At 60.0% G+C, this 1,861-nt stretch carries 3 protein-coding genes; all 3 read left to right on the top strand.

Annotated features, from left to right (window positions below):
* Positions 1–204 (top strand): hypothetical protein (locus tag ACF8FB_RS02805; RefSeq protein ID WP_392510991.1); only part of this gene is annotated, 204 nt, incomplete at its 5' end.
* A complete protein-coding gene (gene tnpB, locus ACF8FB_RS02810; RefSeq protein WP_004575513.1) occupies positions 201–536 on the top strand; it encodes an IS66 family insertion sequence element accessory protein TnpB in 336 nt (111 codons plus the stop codon). The genes ACF8FB_RS02805 and tnpB, both read left to right, overlap by 4 nt.
* Positions 537–599: 63 nt before the next feature.
* The coding region (tnpC, locus tag ACF8FB_RS02815) for an IS66 family transposase (protein ID WP_392510992.1) at positions 600–1,861 on the top strand (1,262 nt) is incomplete at its 3' end.

The following is a 1,861-nucleotide window of genomic DNA, read 5'->3' on the forward strand; positions in this document are numbered from 1 at the left end:
ATCCGCAAATGGCTGCCGCTCTATCGAGATCAGCCCGCAGCGGCTTCACTACCAGCTTTCGTCCCGCTAAAATCCGCACCTAAACGGCCAGTCGAAGCGTCAGTGATCATCGAGTTGCCCGTGGCCGGGCAAGTGATCACGGTGAAATGGCCAGCCTCGGATCCCGAGGGTTGTGCGCAATTTATTCGGGCTTTCGCTCAATGATCCGCATCGATGCCATCTGGCTGGCCACCGAGCCGATGGACATGCGCGCCGGCACCGAGACGGCATTAGCCCGGGTGATTGCGGTGTTCGGTGCGGCGAAGCCGCACTGCGCTTATCTGTTCGCCAATCGCCGGGCTAACCGGATGAAAGTGCTGGTGCACGATGGCGTCGGTGTCTGGCTGGCAGCGCGTCGACTGAACCAAGGCAAGTTCCACTGGCCCGGCATTCGCCACGGCTGCGAGGTCGAACTCGACAGCGAACAACTCCAGGCGTTGGTGCTGGGCCTGCCGTGGCAGCGCGTCGGTGCAGGCGGTGTGATTAGCATGCTGTAAACGCCGGCCATTTGGCCGGTCTACTTGTCGTCGCCCCGAGCCTGCTCTGGCACAATCGGCGGCATGACTTTCTCGCCCAACCTCGACCAGATGACCCCGGAACAGCTTCGTGCCTTGGCGGCACAGGCGGTGCAATTGCAATCCCAGGTCGAGGCGATGAGCAGGAAGATTCAGAACGATGAAATCCTCATCGAACAGTTCAAGTTCGAAATCGCCCTGCTCAAACGGCACAAGTTTGCCAAGCGCAGCGAGCAAATCAGCCCGGCGCAAAGCAGCTTGCTGGATGACCTGCTCGACACAGACCTTGAAGCTATCGAGGCCGAGCTAAAACAGCTTCTCCCAGATGCGCCACAGGCCGAACCACGGCAATCCCCGAAACGTGCGCCTTTGCCGCCGCAGTTTCCACGCACGGTGATTCGTCACGACCCCGAAAACACCCAGTGCGTCTGTGGCTGCCAACTTCAACGCATCGGCGAAGACGTCAGCGAGAAGCTGGATTACACGCCGGGCGTGTTTACCGTCGAGCAACATGTGCGGGGCAAATGGGCCTGTCGCCAGTGCGAAACCCTGATCCAGGCACCGGTGCCAGCCCAGGTTATCGACAAAGGTATCCCGACCGTAGGTTTGTTGGCCCACGTGATGGTGGCCAAGTTTGCCGATCACTTGCCGCTGTACCGGCAGGAGAAAATCTTTGGCCGCGCCGGGCTGCCAATTGCTCGCTCGACCCTGGCGCAGTGGGTCGGACAAACCGGCGTGCGGCTTCAGCCACTGGTCGATGCACTGCGTGAAGCCGTGCTGAACCAGGGCGTGATCCACGCTGATGAAACACCGGTGCAAATGCTTGCGCCAGGCGAGAAGAAAACCCACCGGGCCTATGTCTGGGCGTACAGCACGACGCCGTTTTCAGGGCTCAAAGCGGTGGTTTACGACTTCAGCCCAAGCCGTGCTGGCGAACATGCACGCAACTTCCTGGGCGACTGGAACGGCAAGCTGGTCTGCGACGACTTCGCTGGCTACAAAGCCGGTTTCGAACAAGGCATCACTGAAATCGGCTGCATGGCCCACGCCCGGCGCAAGTTCTTTGATTTGCACGTGGCGAACAAAAGTCAGCTGGCTGAACAGGCCCTGCACTCGATCAGCGGCTTGTACGAGGTCGAACGTCAGGCGCGGGACATGAGTGATGAAGAGCGCTGGCGAATACGACAAGAACTGGCGGTGCCGATCCTCAAAAAACTGCATGACTGGATGTTGGCTCAGCGAGACCTGGTGCCCAATGGATCAGCCACGGCCAAAGCCCTCGATTACAGCCTGAAACGCTGGGTAGC

The organism is Pseudomonas sp. yb_2 (assembly GCF_043103905.1).
Classification (GTDB): Bacteria; Pseudomonadota; Gammaproteobacteria; order Pseudomonadales; family Pseudomonadaceae; genus Aquipseudomonas; species Aquipseudomonas alloputida.